The 14,193-nt window shown below is 55.2% G+C and carries 11 protein-coding genes; 6 read left to right on the forward strand and 5 right to left on the reverse strand.

The window, feature by feature from the left end:
• The first annotated feature begins 17 nt into the window (after positions 1–17).
• A complete protein-coding gene (locus DFP98_RS27440) occupies positions 18–2,081 on the forward strand; it encodes a carbohydrate-binding domain-containing protein (RefSeq protein ID WP_116063833.1) in 2,064 nt (687 codons plus the stop codon).
• Positions 2,082–2,251: 170 nt separating this feature from the next.
• Here DFP98_RS27440 and DFP98_RS27445 read toward each other — a convergent pair whose 3' ends face one another.
• Positions 2,252–3,505 carry an MFS transporter gene (locus DFP98_RS27445; RefSeq protein ID WP_116063834.1) on the reverse strand — a complete coding sequence of 418 codons (1,254 nt, stop codon included), beginning with the start codon at positions 3,503–3,505 and terminating at the stop codon, positions 2,252–2,254.
• A gap of 62 nt (positions 3,506–3,567) precedes the next feature.
• Complete coding sequence (locus tag DFP98_RS27450) at positions 3,568–4,707, reverse strand: winged helix-turn-helix domain-containing protein (protein WP_116063835.1); 1,140 nt, start codon at positions 4,705–4,707, stop codon at positions 3,568–3,570.
• Between the two features lie 268 nt (positions 4,708–4,975).
• Between DFP98_RS27450 and DFP98_RS27455 the strand changes: the two genes are divergently transcribed.
• From DFP98_RS27455 to DFP98_RS27475, 5 genes are all read left to right on the forward strand, one after another.
• On the forward strand, positions 4,976–5,953 hold the full coding sequence (locus DFP98_RS27455) for a diaminopimelate dehydrogenase (protein ID WP_116063836.1): 978 nt from the start codon (positions 4,976–4,978) through the stop codon (positions 5,951–5,953).
• A 168-nt stretch (positions 5,954–6,121) separates the two neighbouring features.
• Positions 6,122–7,492 (forward strand): NADP-specific glutamate dehydrogenase, encoded by a 1,371-nt coding sequence (gdhA, locus tag DFP98_RS27460; protein ID WP_209073457.1) that lies wholly within the window; start codon positions 6,122–6,124, stop codon positions 7,490–7,492.
• A gap of 209 nt (positions 7,493–7,701) precedes the next feature.
• The gene (locus DFP98_RS27465) at positions 7,702–9,237 is read left to right on the forward strand and encodes a diguanylate cyclase domain-containing protein (RefSeq protein WP_220377179.1); all 1,536 of its coding nucleotides are present in this window, start codon (positions 7,702–7,704) and stop codon (positions 9,235–9,237) included.
• Between the two features lie 115 nt (positions 9,238–9,352).
• Entirely contained in the window at positions 9,353–10,039 is a 687-nt protein-coding gene (locus tag DFP98_RS27470) for a hypothetical protein (RefSeq protein ID WP_116063839.1), read from the forward strand.
• 71 nt (positions 10,040–10,110) lie between these two features.
• The gene (locus DFP98_RS27475) at positions 10,111–10,452 is read left to right on the forward strand and encodes a zinc ribbon domain-containing protein YjdM (RefSeq protein WP_116063840.1); all 342 of its coding nucleotides are present in this window, start codon (positions 10,111–10,113) and stop codon (positions 10,450–10,452) included.
• Between the two features lie 523 nt (positions 10,453–10,975).
• Here DFP98_RS27475 and DFP98_RS27480 read toward each other — a convergent pair.
• The 3 genes from DFP98_RS27480 to DFP98_RS27490 form a co-directional block, all read right to left on the reverse strand.
• Complete coding sequence (locus DFP98_RS27480) at positions 10,976–12,289, reverse strand: ABC transporter substrate-binding protein (RefSeq protein ID WP_116063841.1); 1,314 nt, start codon at positions 12,287–12,289, stop codon at positions 10,976–10,978.
• A 159-nt stretch (positions 12,290–12,448) separates the two neighbouring features.
• A complete protein-coding gene (locus tag DFP98_RS27485; protein ID WP_116063842.1) occupies positions 12,449–13,285 on the reverse strand; it encodes a carbohydrate ABC transporter permease in 837 nt (278 codons plus the stop codon).
• Positions 13,285–14,163 (reverse strand): carbohydrate ABC transporter permease, encoded by an 879-nt coding sequence (locus DFP98_RS27490; RefSeq protein WP_116063843.1) that lies wholly within the window; start codon positions 14,161–14,163, stop codon positions 13,285–13,287. The genes DFP98_RS27485 and DFP98_RS27490 overlap by 1 nt, the downstream gene beginning before the upstream one ends.
• Positions 14,164–14,193 lie beyond the last annotated feature (30 nt).

Consider the following 14,193-nt stretch of genomic DNA (forward strand, 5'->3'; position numbering starts at 1 on the left):
AGAAAAGAGGGAAAAGCATGAACAATCGACATAGATCCAAACTATTTGCCCTTACGCTTCTGTCCGCCCTGCTGGCGGCAGGCTGCAGCTCCACTTCCGCGGGAACTCTATCGTCCGGGGCAGCCGCCTCTGCCGGTTCAAACCCGGCGTCGGCATCCGCGGCCAGCGTTCAAGTCGCCGGAAAGGGAACGATAGATTCGGTGAAGTACGACGAGGACGATATGCGTACAGAGTGGAGCGCAGATAGCGCGACGGCCATCGCGCTGAACGGCTCGACGGCGACCGTGACCGGCTCGGGAGCGGAAGCGTCCGAAGGCGTTGTGACTATTTCCGCAGCCGGCGACTATGTGTTAAGCGGCAAACTGGAGGACGGCCGGATCGTAGTGAACGCGCCGGACAAGGTGGTGCATCTGGTGCTGAACGGAGCCGACGTGACGAGCAAATCAGGAACGGCGATCCATCTGATCGAGGCGGGCAAAGTCATCGTGACCTTACAGGAGGGAACGGAGAATAGCCTGACTGACGCGGCCGTCTATTCGGATACGTCCGAGGACACGCCGACGGCCGCCTTATTCAGTAAAGCCGATCTGACGATCAACGGCACGGGCATGCTGAGCGTGAACGGCAACTCTAACGACGGCATTACCTCCAAAGACGATCTGAAAGTGATGAGCGGCAAGCTTGTCGTTAAGGCTGCGGACGACGGGTTGGTTGGGAAGGATCTGGTCGCGGTGAAGGATGGAGATCTCTCGATCGAGTCGGGCGGAGACGGCATCAAGTCGACGAACGATACGGATGAAGGCAAAGGAGAGATCGTGGTGGAGGGCGGCAGCTTCGACATTCGGTCGGTTAACGACGCGATCCAGTCCGCAGCTTCTCTCTTCATCGCCGAAGGGACGTTCGGCCTCGTCGCCGGGGGCGGGTATCAGGCTTCGACGAAGACGCATGCGGAAGAGATGCCGGGCGGCGGCTTCGGCGGTTTCGGTCGAGGCGATCAGGGCCTCGGTCAGCCTCCCGAAGGCATGGATATGCCGGCTCCGGGAGAGGGCGGCGCTATGCCTCCGCAGGAGGCGACGGATACAGGGACGACCGAGGAGACCGAAGAGACCGAGTCGACGAGCGCCAAAGGGCTTAAAGCGGCCGGAGACCTTGTCGTCGCGGGCGGTACATTTCAGATTGATGCGGCCGACGATGCCGTTCACAGCAACGCGAGCGTGTTGATCTCGGGAGGTCAATTGAACTTGGCCTCCGGAGACGATGCGATCCATGCGGATGCCGCCCTGTCCATCGAAGGCGGGACGATCGACATTACAAGCAGCTATGAAGGATTGGAGAGTGCGAGCATTACGATCTCCGGCGGGGAAACCCGCGTAATCGCAAGCGATGACGGCGTGAACGTATCGGATGGAAGCGGAGGCGGGCCAGGAGGATTCGGAGGCGGCGGCCAAGCGGATAACGGACTGCTGTTGACGATCTCCGGCGGTTATCTGGCGGTGGACGCAGGCGGCGACGGCCTGGACTCCAACGGCTCGATCGTCATGAGCGGCGGAACCGTGCTCGTCAACGGGCCTACGAACAACGGCAACGGGGCGCTGGATTACGACGGCACATTCGAGCATTCGGGCGGCACGCTGATCGCGGCCGGCAGCGCGGGTATGGCGCAAGCCCCTTCCGATGCCTCGGCGCAGCGTTCCATGATGATGATCTTCCCTCAAGCGCAGGAAGCGGGCACATTGGTTACGCTTAGAGACGACAGCGGCAATACGGTAGCGGCCATCGCTCCGACGAAAGCCTTCCAAACGGTTCTTATCTCGACTCCGGAGTTGAAGTCGGGTACGAGTTATACGCTGTCGACGGGCGGCGCGAACGACGGCGAAGGCCAAGACGGCTTCTACGGGACCGGGAAGACGACAGGGGACACTCAGGTCGTCAGCTTCACGCTAGGCGATGGCGCGGTGACCTATGTCGACGAAACCGGCGTAACGACCGGCAACTCGGGCATGGGAGGCGGTCGGGGAGGCATGGGAGCCGGACCGGGAGGCGGCGGCAGAGGCCGCAGCGAGAGAATGCCCTCGAATTAACCGGTACGCCAAGAAAGACCGGATGCAGGCTGACGCCTCTCCGGTCTTTCTCTATCTACCCCTCTCGACTCTCGACGCTGAAGGACACGGAATTTCCATTCCCGGACTGCTGCGGATTTCCTACACGGATTTTCGATCCGCTGATCCGGACGGTGACTCGGCCTATACCATTATCCCGGTAGATCCGGGGCCTGCCCAAGAACCGTATCCGACTTCGCGACCGGCGAAGGAAGGCTCCATAATCGTCGCTGCAGGACAATTCCCGAGATTCCGACGATGCCGATCGCCAAGCCTACGAAGAGGAAAGCCGGGGATACTCCGCAGAGCTGAACAAGCGCTCCTCCGGCCAGCGGGGCGCCTACGAAGAGGACGCCGCTTAACGACTCCATAATGCCGCTGACGCGGCCGACCGCATCGGCGGGCGTCTCCTTCTGTACGATATAGTTCATGCCTACCGAGGTAAAGCCGGTTCCGACGCCTCCGGCGAAGGAAGATAGCAGAATGAACCATAGCGGAGTGTCCGGTTGGAAGCAGCCTGCGGCAGCGAACATGCAGCCGATCAGCGTTACTCCTCCACCCAGCGGCCAGCCGTAGGATGAAAGGCGCTTAAAACGGCGCAGCCAGACGACGCCGACAAGACCGCCCGCCCCGATTGAGGAGACAAGCCAGCCGATCAGTTCAGGTCGCTCCGGCGTCACTTCGCGCAATAACGTCGCGAGCTGGGCGTCCACCAGCTGAATGCCGGCAAGACCGATTAAGGCGAACGAGATACTGGTCAGTAGCAAACGGGTTCTCAGAACGATGAGCCAGCCGTCTCGCCAGGCCGTCCGCATAGATTCAGGCTGACGTGTGCCCGCGCTTCCGCGCTGCAACGGAACGGACAGGAGCAGCAGCGCGGAGATTGTGTAGCATATCGCGTTAACGCCCATACAGACGGCGGGAGAGAACGCGGCGGCTACCGTTGCGCCGATCAGCGGTCCGAACGCCTTGGACAATTGGAAGACGGCTCCGTTAAGCGAAGCGGCTTGAAGCAACTGATCGGCGGGAACGACGGATCGCGTCATCGATTGTTGGGCGGGGAAGTGGAAGACGCGAGCGGAGGAGCGCAGCGCGATCAGTCCGAGCAGCGTCCAGACGTTGGGCGCGAATATCAGCGCGATCGTCAGGGCGGCGCGAATCAGATCCGCCGCAATCAGCAGATTGCGTTTATTCCATCTGTCTGCCAGTATCCCCGCCGTCTGGCTGAGCGCAATGCCGGGAATGGCGAAGGCAAGCGGCAGCAGCGCCATCGTCATCGCATCCACCTTCCATACGAATCCCATAATAATCGAGACGGCGATAAGGTCCAGATAATCTCCGAATGCGGCCAGCCCGTAGGCGGCGAACATTTTGGCAAAGGTGCGATTGGTGCGTAATAGGAACATGCGAAAAAACCCCCTGCTTCTGATCGTTAAAATCAGCTTAGCAAGGGATTGTCAGAGAATGATCAGAGGCGGTTATCGAGCAGTCGCCGCGCCTTGGGCAGCAGTTCGGCGAAACGGTATTGCGCAGCCATCGCGTCCCATTGCCGCCGATAATTTTGCAGGCAAGCGTCGTCGTAAGGGTGTGCCTCCAAGCAGCGGATGATCAATTGCAGACTGTTCAGCAAATGCGGGATGAACTGCGTCTGCCGCGTAGTCTCCATTCCTTCTTCGATCGATTGCCGGGCGCGGGCCGGGGCGCCTTGCTCATATAGATACAGGCCTTTAGCGACGAGATAGGCGCCCCGTTCGCGCCGGATCGGATGTCGCTCCAGCAGCGTATCGCATTCCGTCAGCTTGGCGGCCGTCGCCTCCGAATGGCTCTCCTCCATGCTCACAAGAGCTTCCTTTAACAGAAATAGAGCAGTGAAGCTGGGCGAATCCATATCTGCGATTTCCGCGCGGATTTCGTTGAGACGCTCGCGGGCTTGCTGCGGAAACCCGGCCGCCAGAGCAAGGTAAGCTGCGTTCAGCTTCAGGTCGTTCAGCCATGCCCGCGTCAGTTCGTTTCCTCGGGCAATCAGCTTATCGAAATAGCGCAGCGAGGCATGCGCGTCGAATTGAATGGAGGCATGGATAAACGACGCGTAGACGGCCTGTTGCGGGCGGCTGAGTTCGTCCGTCTCGAGCAGCCATGCGAAGTCGCCGCTGACAAACCGGATATAGGCGTCGTAGAACGGGTCGCCCGGCAGGCCGAGTACGTCGCGATTGGCCGACAGAAGCCGCATCGCCGCGCCCATTCCCAGGCCGTGGTATTTGGCCAGCATTCGGCTGGCGTCGGCTACGAATTGTTCGTCCTGCAGCAGCGGGTTCGACTGCGTCTTCGGGGCAAGGCGCATCAGCTTATAGCCTTGCCCGCGAATCGTCTCCAAGCGTAGCAGATGGGACCACGGAATCAGCTTCTTGCGCACGCGATAAATATGATCGTCGACAGTCCGATCGCCGGGAGCTTCCAACGGCCAGACCGCGTCCAGCAGCTCGTCTCTGGAGAACGAGCGCCCCGAATGCTCATACAGATAACGCAGCAGCGCGAATTCCTTCGGCAGCAGGCGGATGCTCTGTCCGGCGTATTCGGCTTGATAAGTGTCCGAGTCGAAGCGGATCATGGGCTTTCCCCCGAGTGAACAATATTTCTTTAGTATAACACTTTAGCCCGCATTCCAGATTTCAGTCTATGGAGACGGTCATCAGCCGCTAAAAGTTATGAATAATTCACAGGTCATTTGCACTATATGACGAATGATTTGCATTATAATTGCAGTATATAAATATTACATTTGCATAAAAACGTTTATGATCTTAAAATACTAAAATATCAATGCAGAAAATTTGTTGATTTTCTACAAATTAGCGGAAAATCCCGGGAGGAAAGAAATGGGCAAGCTTAAGATAGGAATTGTCGGCTACGGCAATTTGGGCAAGGGAGCGGAGAAGGCGCTTGCGCAAAATCCGGACATGGAGCTGGTTGCCGTATTTACGCGCAGGCAGCCGGAGCAGTTGGCGGCGAGAGGCGTAAAGTTCGAACACATCTCCGCGGCGGAGCAGTATAGAGGTATTATAGATGTAATGATCTTGTGCGGTGGGTCGGCAACCGATTTGCCGGAGCAGACGCCGGCGATCGCTCGCATGTTCAATACGGTGGACAGCTTCGATACGCATGCGAAAATTCCGGAGTTTTACGATGCGGTCGATGCCGCAGCGAAGCAAGGCGGCAACCTGAGCGTGATCTCGACCGGATGGGATCCTGGGCTGTTCTCGCTGAATCGGTTGTTAGCTGAATCGATTTTACCGCAAGGCACAGGGTACACGTTCTGGGGCAAAGGCGTCAGCCAAGGCCACTCCGACGCGATTCGGCGCGTGCCTGGCGTTAAGGCCGGCGTACAATACACGGTTCCTTCGCAAGCGGCGATCGAACGCATTCGCTCTGGCGAGACGCCGGACCTGACGACTCGGGAGAAGCATCTGCGCGACTGCTTCGTCGTAGCGGAGGAAGGCGCCGATCAGGATGCGATTCGCGAGGCGATCGTGACGATGCCGAACTATTTCGCGGACTACGACACGACGGTGACGTTCATTACCGAGGAGCAACTGCAGGCCGAGCACCAAGGCATGCCTCACGGCGGATTCGTCATTCGCAGCGGTGTAACAGGAGAAGACCGGAAGCAACTGATTGAATTTGGCTTAAAGCTGGAGAGCAATCCGGAATTTACCGCAAGCGTGCTTGTCGCTTATGCGCGAGCGGCTGCCCGGTTAAGCCGGGAAGGCCAGACGGGCGCAAGAACGGTATTCGACATTCCGTACGCTTATCTGTCTCCAAAATCGGGAGCGGAGCTGCGTCGCGATTTGCTATAAACTGGTTCATTGCCATTTTTAATCGGAAGCGAAAAAATCTTTTATTTGAACTATAAAGCGCATTTCATTAGAATTTGTAACTACAGATGCGCTATAATATAAAATTCTAAATTAACTGTAAACGGCTCCGCATAGGGGATGCCGTTCAGACTAAAGGAGCGTCCACAATTGACCACAGTTCTGGATAGGCAGCAAGCTGCGAAGGATTACGTGCAATCGGTTTATGAGACGGTCATTAACCGCAACCAGGGGGAGAAAGAATTCTTCCAAGCGGTCAAAGAAATTCTCGATTCTCTAGTTCCGGTTTTCGAAGTGAACCCGAGTTACATTGAGCATAGAATTTTGGAGCGCATCACGGAGCCTGAGCGCGTTGTCTACTTCCGGGTGCCTTGGCTGGACGACAAAGGCGTTCCTCAAGTCAACCGCGGCTTCCGCGTTCAGTTTAATAGCGCTCTCGGGCCATACAAGGGCGGCCTTCGTTTCCACCCTTCCGTTAACGCGAGCATCATCAAGTTCCTCGGCTTCGAGCAAATCTTCAAAAACTCCTTGACCGGCCAGCCGATCGGCGGCGGCAAAGGCGGCTCCGACTTCGATCCTAAGGGCAAATCGGACCAAGAAGTCATGCGTTTCACGCAAAGCTTCATGACGGAATTGTATCGCTACATCGGTCCGGACGTTGACGTTCCTGCCGGCGACATCGGCGTTGGCGCGCGCGAGATCGGCTACATGTTCGGCCAATACAAGCGGATCAGAAGCGGCCACGAGGCTGGCGTTCTGACAGGCAAAGGGCTGGGCTACGGCGGCAGCTTGGCGCGTAAGGAAGCGACTGGCTACGGCTGCGTCTACTTCGTGCACGAGATGCTGCAAGCGAAGGGCCTCAGCTTCGAGGGAAGCACGGTTGTCGTATCCGGCTCGGGCAACGTATCGATCTATGCGATCGAGAAGGCTCAACAGTTCGGCGCGAAAGTCGTGGCGTGCAGCGACTCCAACGGCTATATCTACGATCCGAACGGCATCGACCTTGATCTCGTGAAGCAATTAAAAGAAGTCGAGCGCAAGCGGATCAGCGATTACGTTCTGAAGCACCCTCAAGCGACTTATACACCGGGCTGCGAAGGCATCTGGTCCATCCCTTGCGATATCGCGCTTCCTTGCGCGACGCAAAACGAGATCGACGAGAATGCGGCTGCTCTGCTCGTAGAGAACGGCGTCAAAGCGATCGGCGAAGGCGCGAACATGCCTTCTACGTTGGCTGCGATCGACGTGTTCCTGAACAACGGCGTGCTGTTCGGACCGGCCAAAGCGGCCAATGCCGGCGGCGTAGCTGTATCCTCGCTGGAAATGTCCCAGAACAGCATGCGCTTGTCCTGGACGTTCGAGGAAGTCGACAGCAAGCTGCACGACATTATGCGCAACATCTACCGTCACAGCGTTGAGGCGGCCGAGAAGTACGGCCATCCGGGCAACCTGGTATACGGCGCCAACATCGCCGGCTTCGTCAGAGTCGCCGATGCAATGATCGCTCAAGGCGTCGTATAAGCGGCTAGAGCCTGGACTTTATAATGGATAGGGGGAAGCGGCCATGGATGTGTCCATGCGTCGCTTCTTTTTTTGTGCACCCAATAGCGAAATCTTCTTCATATTTGCAGGAATCTCTTTCATTTTGTAGAAATTTATCAACAAGAACGATGTCCTATAACGAAAGCAACAGAGAATTCCACATCATGATCGGAAGAGATGTGAACCACATGGGTCAGTCAGCAGTTTTAACATTTACGCTCGCTTACTTGTTCCCGATTCTCTTTTTCGCCTACATGGGCACGGACGTCTTGACGCGAAATCCTCGGAAAGTCGAGCATCGGTTAATTGCGCTGACCTCTGTCGTATATATTTTGCTGTTCGCGGGAGAGTATATTCGACATCAGCTGCCTATTTCCGCCAGCCCGGCTCTAACCGCAATATGGTTCTCCAATATCGGCATTATTATGCCCGGTTTAGGCTTTCACTTCCTGGCCAAGTTTGCCGGAATGGACAAGCGTATGCCGCGCTATCTCTACCCTGCTATTTTTTATGTGCCTCTTGCCATCATTCCCGTGAATTTGCTAAGCAGCAGGGAGATCATCACCTCCAGCGAATTTGTCCAGAGCGGGGTGTGGATGTATCCCGTCTATAATGTTCCTTTCTATGCTGCGCTTACCGCGAGCATCCTGTTTACTTCTCTCTATTTGATCGTGATTTATAAAGGAAGGATTAGAGCGACGACTCCGGAACATAGGGCGCTTTTCAATCTGCTCGGCCTTGGCGTTATCATCTGCACCTGCTGGCATGCGGTGTTCGGTTATTTCCAGTTTGACGGACTGCCGCCCTACTCGTATATTTACGGCGGGGTGATTTGGTGTTTTGTGCTTCGTCTGGCCATGATCCGATATGAGTTTCTTGATTTTGCAGCCAAGCGATATGAAAAATTGTTTAATCTCAATCCGGCGGCCATCCTGCTTGTGGAGCGGTCCGGCTGGATTAAAGAAGCTAATCCGAGCGCAAGAAGGCTATTCGATTGGATTGGAGAGCGGAAGTGTTCGTTGTTCGAGCTTGTCGACCAGGACCTGAGAAAGCGCATTCAAGACGAGCAGCCGATTAAGGATTACGAGACGACGATTCACAGTAGCGGCCAACGGCTTTATGTCCTGATCGATGGGGATTACGTAGCTGTCGACAACGAGCCTCATGTCATTCTGATCGTTCGGGATATTACCGAGCGGAAGGAGGGGCAGGAGCAGATTCGGTTTCTGGCCTTCCACGACTCGCTTACGAGGCTGCCGAATCGCAGATATTTCTACGAGCAGCTGCAGGAAGCGATCGGCAATGCCGAGAGGGATGGTCTGCGTCTCGCCGTGATTCTGATCGATCTGGACCGGTTCAAGGAGACTAACGACAAGTACGGCCATGAGGCGGGAGACGAGGTGCTGCGGCACGTCGCTCGCCTGATCGGAGAGACGGCGGCGCCGGTCGGCATGGCCGCTCGGCTTGGCGGGGACGAATTCGTCCTGTTTATCCGCCACGCTCCGTCGCCCGCCTTCGTTGAAGAAATGATGCACCGCCTGCAATGGAGAATCGCCGAGGAGGAGCTGTGGTACCGGGACCAGCTTCTGTCGGTCTATATGAGTCTGGGGGCCGCTCTCTACCCAGAGGACGGCTCCGACGCCGACGCTCTGATGATGTATGCCGATAAGACGATGTATCGGATGAAGCGGGATAATCGGGCAGGGAGCAGGGTGAAATCGTAAGGCTGCGGTTGTAAGGGAGAAGACGTTTTCGACAAAAGGTATAGGAATATATACCCATCCATAGTATGATTGGACAGGATGAAATCTGCTTATATAAGAAGGAAGTGCAGCAAGAATGGAAAAGCTATGGGGATGGGTTGGCATACTCCTGGTCGTCCTGTACGGATCGCAAGCCATCAGCGGAGAGGTTGACGATGTATATCAACTGAAGGTGGTTGTAGCCGCCTACTCGACCGTAAACGACAGCGAGAGCGCCGACCAGGGCATGGCGGGTTTGCTGGAAGCGAGCACGGGCGAATACAGCAAAGCCGATCTTGTCGCCTTGATGGAGACGCTGGGGCCTTCCGTCAAGAAGATGGACGCCAAAACGAAGAGGGAGATGGCGCTCGCCTTTGGAGAGACGGACATCAGATACCATCTGAAGTTTAAGTCGGGCAATTACGTGCCGACATCGCTCGATATGTCGACCAATCTTCTATACAACGTCTCTTATATCGTGAATACGCCCTCCAAGCTGATACACAATATTAAAACGGACATCGCCATCGAGAAGGAAGCTTTCGCGAACTCCGGCAAAGTCGGCAGCGCAATCGGGTTTGGGATGAAAATAGCGTTTATTTTCTGGGACATCCTCCATGCGATTACCGGGGTAGGGCTCGCAATCATTATGCTGCTGATCGGCAGTATCGTCGGCTTGTTGTTCCACCCGATTCATAGTATCGCGAACCTGATTCCAGTGCTCTGGAACGTCTGCGTGACCCTCTGGCATGCGATTGCTTATATTTTCAACGTGTTCAAATAACATCTTTTCTTTTTACTTGCGGCCCAAGGCAAGCCAAGCCGTCGGCTATCAATTGATTTGGAGGTTACACCATGTCTGATATACCGAATTGTCCGAAATGCCAATCCGAATATACTTATGAGGATAGAGGAATCTGGATTTGCCCCGAATGCGCGCACGAATGGAGCGTTGGCGCAGAGACGGGTGCGAACGAGGAAGAGAAGGTCGTGAAGGATGCCAACGGCAATGTTCTTCAGGACGGCGATACCGTAACGGTGATCAAGGACCTGAAGGTCAAAGGCAGTTCGCTCGTAGTCAAGGTCGGAACGAAGGTCAAAAACATTCGTCTGGTCGAAGGCGACCATGACATCGACTGCAAGATCGACGGCTTCGGGGCGATGAAGCTAAAGTCGGAATTCGTGAAGAAGGCGTAATAGCGACTCGCTGCTTGGGAGCTCGCGTTTTATTTAGAGCGGAAAAGCCGCTCTAAATGCGCCGCAGCCCTCTTTTCGAGCCATTTAAGGCGGATTCTCCGCGTTAAATCTGCGATTCGTCCCTTTGGGCAAAATTAGGGCGGGTTTCCCGCTTTAAATCGTCGGTTCCGCCCTCTGAGCAGAAATTAAGAAGGATTTTCCGCTTTAAATTCGCGGCCTGCGGATAGCCAGACAGTTAGTTGGTCAGTCAGTTAGTCGGTCAGCCAGACAGTAAGTCAGCCAGCCGGCCAGCCGGCCAGCCGTCGCATCGCGATAGTGCAGTTCATTCAACCCGCCGGCGATGGTATACTCCCGAATATATGTTGAAAAGGGTCATTCCCCGTTGTCGCGTTAAAGCGGCGATGAGGAATGACCCTTATTTAACGATTCAGAAAGTATAAGTTTCACGTTTATCCTTGTCTGAATCGTCTCCGCAAAGCTACGCCGGCACCCAGATGATGCCGGTGTAGCTTTTGCTTGCTGCTTATTTCTTCAAGCTGTCCCAAGTGCTTTGGAACGCTTCGAGCATTTTTTCTTTAGTCAGCTGGCCTCCGACATAGCCCTGCATGGAGTCGCCGAACTTTTTGCTGGACGCCTCGCCTTGCGGGAACTTGAACCAGTTCCAGGAAAGCACTTTGCCGTCTTTGTTGTACTTCATGATGTCGCTGGCCAGTGCGCCGAGATCCTCTTCCGTAGCGGAGATCGTCGTAAGCGCCGGGATGAACTTGAACTCCTTGGTGATATAGCTCTTACCGGTCTCGGAAGTGACCATCCAGTTCAGGAACGCTTTCGCTTCTTCCTTCACTGCGGAGTTTTTGTTGATAACCCAGTTGTTCGGAACGCCGACGAACAGTTTGTCGTTCGCTGCCGCGTCTTCAGAGATCGGCATCGGCATGAAGCCGATGTTAACATCCGGGTTCGTCTTCGTAATTTGCACCTGCGTCCAGTTGCCTTGCTGCGTCATGGCCGCCTTGCCGGTAGCGAATTCGGTGACTTGTGTATTGTAGTCGGTTTGCAGCGGGTTTTTGCCGCCGTATTTCACGGTCAGGTCGAACAGCTTCGTCCAGTTCTCGAACACTTCGTTACCCGGGATTTTCTGGCTGCCGTCGTTCAGACCGGCGATAAATGCGTTCGGGTCGGCTTGGTAAGCGAACGGCAGGTTGACGAAGTGGTTGCCGAGCACCCACCATTCTCCGTAGCCGTTAATGAACGGCGTAATGCCTTTGTCTTGCAGCTTCTTAGCCGCGTCCTCAAGCTGGGTCAGCGTCTTCGGCACTTCTGTGATGCCGGCCTGAGCGAACAGGTCTTTGTTGTAGATAAAGCCGTAGCCCTCTACGCCGATCGGCATGCCGTACAGCTTGCCGTCATGAGTCATCGGCTCGTCCGTGCCTTTCACCAGATCCTTCACCCAAGGCTGATCGGACAGATCCTCGAGGTTTTCCAGCCACAGGTCCAGATCGGAGAAGCCGCCATTGTTGAAAATGTCAGGCTTGTCGCCGGAGTTGAACTTCGCTTTCAGCGCGGCGCCGTAGTCGGCTCCTCCTCCGACGGTCTCGATCTGAACCTTCACGCCGGTTTCTTTCTCATATTCGTTAACGAGATTTTGCAGCTGCTCGGCGATCTCGACTTTGAACTGGAACATTTTGATCGTGACGTTTTTTTTGGGCGTCTCAGCTCCCGGGGAGCTTGCGCTCGGGGAGTTGGCGGCATTGTTGCCGTTGTTGGAGCTGCCGCATCCGGAGAGAACGGCCGTAAGAGCAAGAGCGGCGGACATGAGCACCATGGATCTTTTTTTCATTGTAGTGATCCTCCCTTATAATGTCTTGTTTGTCATGTATTTAATTTTATAGAAGAACTATCTAGGTCGACACCGAGAAAATTGAACGATTAGGGGGAACTTATTGTCATAAGGCTGCGACGATAACAACGGTCCTTTATTTCGACGCAGTCTTCGGAGTTACCCTTTCACCGATCCGGCGGTGATTCCCTCGATAATGTGCTTCTGCATACCCAGGAAGAAAGCGATGATCGGCAGCACGCCGAGCGTCAGAGCGGCCAAAGCCATATCCCACTGCTTCGTATATTGACCGAAGAACGAATAAGTGGCAAGCGGGATCGTCCGCGTCTCCGGTCCGCTGATAATAAGCAGCGGCAGCAGGAAGTCGTTCCAGATCCACAGGCTGTTCAGCAGGACAATCGTGACGGTAATCGGCTTAAGCAGCGGGAAAATGATGCGCCAGAATAGCCCGAATGGAGAACAGCCGTCCACGATGGCGGCTTCCTCGATTTCCAAAGGAATCGATTTGACGAAGCCGTGATAGAGGAACAGGTTCAGCGATACGCCGAAGCCGAAGTAACAGATGACGACGCCCCAGATTTCGTTCAGGAAGCCGATCGTGCCGGCCAGCTTGACGAGAGGGATCATGATCGATTCGAACGGAATGATCATCGCCGAGACGAACAGCAGGAACAGAATCTGATTCACGCGATTATTGTTGCGAACCATGCGGTAAGCGGCCATGGCGCTGATGACGACAAGTCCGACGTTGCTGGCTACGGTGATAATCAGCGAGTTCAGGAACACCTTTGGAAAGTCCATGATTTTCCACACTTGCTCATAGTTGTGGAAGCTAAGACTCTTCGGCAGACTTGTCGTATTCACCAGTATGTCGGAGAACGGCTTAAACGAGTTCGTCAGCACGAAGTAAAACGGGACCAGAAACACGATCGCCAGCAAAATGCCCAGCACTTCCAACGAGAACATCCGGGGGCTATAGCGTTTAGTCTCTTCCATCAGGATTCCACCTCCCGTTTCTTCGTCACGGTCACTTGGATAATCGTGATCAGGGCGACAATGAGGAAGAAAATAACCGCCTTGGCGCTGCCGAGGCCGAGCGCGTTGTTGCGGAACGCTTCCTGATAAATGTTAAGCGATACCGATTCCGTCGAGTTGAACGGGCCGCCTTTCGTAAGCGACATGATCAAGTCGAACACCTTGAAGCCCCAGGACAGCGTCAAGAACAAGCAGACGGTAATCGAAGGCATGATGAGCGGCAAGGTGATTCTATAGAGTACTTGGAGCCGGGTAGCCCCGTCGATTCTCGAAGCCTCGATCAAATCCTTGGGAACGTTGGTCAATCCGGCGATGTAGATGACCATCACATAGCCGGCGCCCTTCCACACCGTTACGATGATCAGCCCCCAGAACGCGGTCGGCGCGTCGCCGAGCCACGGAAGGTTGAAGAACGCCCATCCGGTCATGTCTCCGATCGAAGCGAACCCTTTTACGAAAATAAAGCTCCAGATAAACCCGAGCAGCAAACCCCCGATCACGTTCGGCATGAAGAAGATCGTCCGCAAAATGTTGCGCAGCTTGAGCGCCTGCGTAAGCAGCAGCGCCAGCAGGAAGCCGACGACGTTCGTCAGCACCACGCTCACGATGGCGTAGCGGAACGTGAACAGGAACGACTTGTAGTAGTCGGGGTCGTTAAACATAATTTTTTTATAATTTTCGATCCCGATCCATGTTACTGTTGTACTAACTCCGTTCCATTCCGTGAAGGAATAATAGAGACTCATGAAGAACGGAATGACAAGGATTACGGTAAAGAAAAGGACGGCAGGCCCGATGAACAGGAGCTGGTAAAGCCTTCTTTGACGGGCGTTTTCCATGGCGGTTTCCCCCCTAAGTACGTATGGTTC

This window comes from Cohnella phaseoli, assembly GCF_003386235.1.
Lineage (GTDB): Bacteria > Bacillota > Bacilli > Paenibacillales > Paenibacillaceae > Cohnella > Cohnella phaseoli.

Coding starts and splice junctions, on each gene's coding strand:
- DFP98_RS27440 (WP_116063833.1), top strand. CDS start 18: ATGAACAATCGACATAGATCCAAACTATTTGCCCTTACGCTTCTGTCC.
- DFP98_RS27445 (WP_116063834.1), bottom strand. CDS start 3,505: ATGTTCCTATTACGCACCAATCGCACCTTTGCCAAAATGTTCGCCGCC.
- DFP98_RS27450 (WP_116063835.1), bottom strand. CDS start 4,707: ATGATCCGCTTCGACTCGGACACTTATCAAGCCGAATACGCCGGACAG.
- DFP98_RS27455 (WP_116063836.1), top strand. CDS start 4,976: ATGGGCAAGCTTAAGATAGGAATTGTCGGCTACGGCAATTTGGGCAAG.
- DFP98_RS27465 (WP_220377179.1), top strand. CDS start 7,702: ATGGGTCAGTCAGCAGTTTTAACATTTACGCTCGCTTACTTGTTCCCG.
- DFP98_RS27470 (WP_116063839.1), top strand. CDS start 9,353: ATGGAAAAGCTATGGGGATGGGTTGGCATACTCCTGGTCGTCCTGTAC.
- DFP98_RS27475 (WP_116063840.1), top strand. CDS start 10,111: ATGTCTGATATACCGAATTGTCCGAAATGCCAATCCGAATATACTTAT.
- DFP98_RS27480 (WP_116063841.1), bottom strand. CDS start 12,289: ATGAAAAAAAGATCCATGGTGCTCATGTCCGCCGCTCTTGCTCTTACG.
- DFP98_RS27485 (WP_116063842.1), bottom strand. CDS start 13,285: ATGGAAGAGACTAAACGCTATAGCCCCCGGATGTTCTCGTTGGAAGTG.
- DFP98_RS27490 (WP_116063843.1), bottom strand. CDS start 14,163: ATGGAAAACGCCCGTCAAAGAAGGCTTTACCAGCTCCTGTTCATCGGG.